This is a genomic window from Luteitalea sp. (assembly GCF_022842525.1).
GTDB lineage: Bacteria > Acidobacteriota > Vicinamibacteria > Vicinamibacterales > Vicinamibacteraceae > Luteitalea.
Genome location: NZ_JALHPM010000357.1, coordinates 1 through 3,141 on the forward strand (window position 1 = coordinate 1; position 3,141 = coordinate 3,141).

4 protein-coding genes and 1 pseudogene are annotated in these 3,141 nt (G+C 65.4%); all 5 read left to right on the plus strand.

Annotation, left to right across the window (positions count from 1 at the left end):
- On the plus strand, positions 1–1,281 hold a 1,281-nt coding region (locus Q0C41_RS30865; protein WP_291990801.1), incomplete at its 5' end, for a cytochrome P450.
- Positions 1,281–2,030: a phosphatase PAP2 family protein gene (locus Q0C41_RS30870; protein WP_291990803.1), complete on the plus strand. Its 750-nt coding sequence runs from the start codon at positions 1,281–1,283 to the stop codon at positions 2,028–2,030. The genes Q0C41_RS30865 and Q0C41_RS30870, both read left to right, overlap by 1 nt.
- A 24-nt stretch (positions 2,031–2,054) precedes the next feature.
- Positions 2,055–2,350: pseudogene (locus tag Q0C41_RS30875) on the plus strand (type II toxin-antitoxin system RelE/ParE family toxin).
- 5 nt (positions 2,351–2,355) lie between these two features.
- A complete protein-coding gene (locus tag Q0C41_RS30885; RefSeq protein WP_291990806.1) occupies positions 2,356–2,655 on the plus strand; it encodes an addiction module antidote protein in 300 nt (99 codons plus the stop codon).
- 253 nt (positions 2,656–2,908) lie between these two features.
- The coding region (locus Q0C41_RS30890) for a BlaI/MecI/CopY family transcriptional regulator (protein ID WP_291986839.1) at positions 2,909–3,141 on the plus strand (233 nt) is incomplete at its 3' end.

Sequence of the window (3,141 nt, forward strand, 5' to 3'; positions counted from 1 at the left end):
GTGGCGGTCTTCGAGAAGTACCGGACGCAGCTCGGCCCGACGTTTTCGTTTCACTTCGGCGGGGCCCGCGCCACCGTCGTGACGACGGACCCGGTGGTGCTGGAACACGTACTCCGTGGCAACCGGGACAACTACCAGAAGTCCGACATCCAGGTGGCACGGATGGCGGAGTTCCAGGGCCACGGCCTGGTCAATAGTCACGGTGACACGTGGCTGCGGCAGCGCCGGCTGCTGGCGCACGGGTTTCGGCCCAGTTATCTGGCCACGCTCTTGCCGCTGCAGCAGGGTGTCCTCCACGACCTCATGGCGGGCTTCGAGTGCGACGTTCAACGCGGGCCGGTGGACATACACCAGCAGATGGTGCGGTTCACCTTGCGGCTGGTAGGGCGCGCCCTGTTCGGTCGCAGTCTCACCGACGCCGAGCTGCAGCAGATCGGTGATGCGATCGCCGAGATTCAGGCGTTCATCCTTCGTCAGGTCGTGCAGCCCTACAAGCGGCGGTGGTTCAGGCTCACCGGCGAGTACGCGCGGTACCAGCGCATCCGGGTTGCTGCCGACACACTCGTGCTCCGGCACATCCAGGAGCGACTGAACCACGACGGTGGCGGCCACGACTTCCTGCGCCTGCTGATGGAGTCGACCTATCACGACACCGGTGAGCGCATGAGCCAGGCGCAGGTGCTCATCGAGAGCCTCCAGCTGATGGTGGCCGGAAACGAAACGTCGTCGAACGCCCTGACGTGGATCTTCTACCTTCTGGCCCGCCACCCCAGGTACATCCGCGAGCTGAGGAACGAGGTCGAGTCCGTGATCGGCGACCAGCCAATCGACTATCACAATCTGCACCAGTTGTCGGGCACGCGCCGGGTCATCGACGAGGCACTGCGCCTCTACCCGCCCTTCTGGACCATCGACCGCATCGCGCTCCACGACGACGATATCGCGGGTATCCACATTCCGGCGGGCACGCTGGTCATGCCGTACATCTACGGCACCCACCGCAATCCGGGCCACTGGCGCGACGCCGACACATTCGATCCGGGAAGGTTCGAGCCGGAACAGAGCCACACGCGGCATCCGTTCGCGTATATTCCCTTCGGCGGAGGTCCAAGGGTGTGCATCGGCAACAACATGGCCGTGATGCAGATTCTGCTGATCGTCGCGACGTTCGTGCGGACGTACGACTTTCGGCTCACGCAGGACCTCCCGATCGCCACCCGACCACGAATGCTGCTGCGTCCAGCGGGCGCCGTGAGCATGACGTTCCGACGGGCATCGTAATGGGAGCGCTCGACGCCCGTCTCGAACGATGGCTGAGCGATGCGACGGGGCGTGTGCGCAAGCCGCGCCTTGCGGTGGCTCTGGCGGTCGGGTACGTCGTGTTCACAGCCACATACGTGCCAATCAACGTCTTCAGCGTGGGCCGTGCCGCGCACGTCCTGTTTCTGCCAGGCGAGGAACGGCTGCCGTTTCTGCCCGTCTTCGAATACCTGTATGTGATCACGTACTTCATCGGGGCGTTCCTCTTCGTCACGATTCGCGACTATGTGACGTTCCGGCGATTGGCCGTCGCCACCGGCCTGACGCTGCTGGTCGCTTACACGACGTATCTGGTGTTTCCGGTGTACTTCGAGCGGCCTCACCTCGAGGTCACCTCGCTGCACACGTGGCTGCTGTCGCTCGAGTACATGGACAAGCCGTACAACCACTTCCCGAGCCTGCATGTCGCGCTCAGCTGGCTCGCCGTGCTGGCGGCGCAGGTGTCGAGGCCCGCGCGCGCGGGTCTCAGTCTCGTCGCGGTGGGGATCAGCCTCTCGACCGTGTTCGTGAAGCAGCACTACGTGGTGGACGTGTTGTACGGGTGCGCCTTGGCCGGTGTGGCATGGCGCCTCTCGGCACCAGCCGGTCGTCCGGCCGGCACAATCACAGCCGCGCGTGATGGCCGCCTCGGCGCTCGAGTCACGTCGGCTTCGGAACACCAGACGGAGGCAGAATGGCGCGGCGTCGACGGGCCGGTTGGCGGGGTGTAGCCAGTAGGATACATTCGAAGCGTGATGATCGAGCTGCGCAAGACGGCGCGCTTTGCGCGATGGCTCGATGAGTTGCGCGATCTGCACGGCCGTGCGCGCATCCAGGCACGCCTCGAACGATCGCGGCGGGCAATCCGGGCGATGTCGCGCCCGTCGGCGAGGGAGTCTCTGAGTTGCGCGTCGATGTTGGTCCGGGATACCGCGTGTACTTCACCCGACGCGGCCGGACTGTGATCGTGCTGCTCGCGGGCGGCAGCAAGCACACGCAACCCGCGGACATCAAGGCGGCGCTGCAGCTGGCACGCGGGCTTTCGGAGTGATGATGATGAAGAAGACGACCACGACTCGTTACGACGTAGCGGAACACCTGAGGACGCCCGAGGAGATGGCCGCCTACCTCGAGGCGTGCTTCGAGGAGGCGGATGGCGATGCCGCGTTTGTCGCCAAGGCGCTCGGCGACGTGGCCCGCGCCAAGGGGATGAGTCAGGTGGCGCGCGATGCCGGTCTCTCGCGTGAGAGCCTCTACAAGGCGCTCTCCGGTGACCGCAGCCCCGACTTCGACACGATCCTGAAGGTGATGGGGGCGCTCGGGTTGCGGTTGCGCGCCGAGGCGGCTCACGGCTGACGGCTCTGGATGCACATGCAGGCAGGTGTCGACCTGAAAGCTGCCGCCGTCCGCCGCCGCGCGCTGAAGCTGGCGCAGGGGTCCTGGGATACTGACCGCTCGATGAGTTCCGTCCGGAGCCTGGCGGTTCTGCTCGCCTGCGGTCCTGGTCGTTGAAGGACAGGGGCCCCAGCAGTACGGTGTCCGCAAGGCCCGCTGAAACCAGCAGAGCCTCCGCTTGACATGTGGACGTGCGTAATACTAAGTAATTAGTATGCGCAAGCGGGCCCCCGGCCTCACCCCTCAGGAACTGGAGATCATGAAGGTCGTCTGGCCTCTCGGCAAGGCGACCGTCCGCGACGTGTACGAAGACCTGCGCACGCGGCGGGACATCGCCTACACGACGGTGCAGACGATGATGAACCTGCTCGAAGGCAAGGGCCATCTCGCGAAGTCGCCGGGGCCCAAGGCTCAGCTGTACGCCCCGACGAAGCCCCAGGCGCAGGT

What these genes read in the sequence shown, in the direction of transcription:
- Q0C41_RS30870 (WP_291990803.1), top strand. Translation starts at nt 1,281, where the DNA reads ATGGGAGCGCTCGACGCCCGTCTCGAACGATGGCTGAGCGATGCGACG.
- Q0C41_RS30885 (WP_291990806.1), top strand. Translation starts at nt 2,356, where the DNA reads ATGAAGAAGACGACCACGACTCGTTACGACGTAGCGGAACACCTGAGG.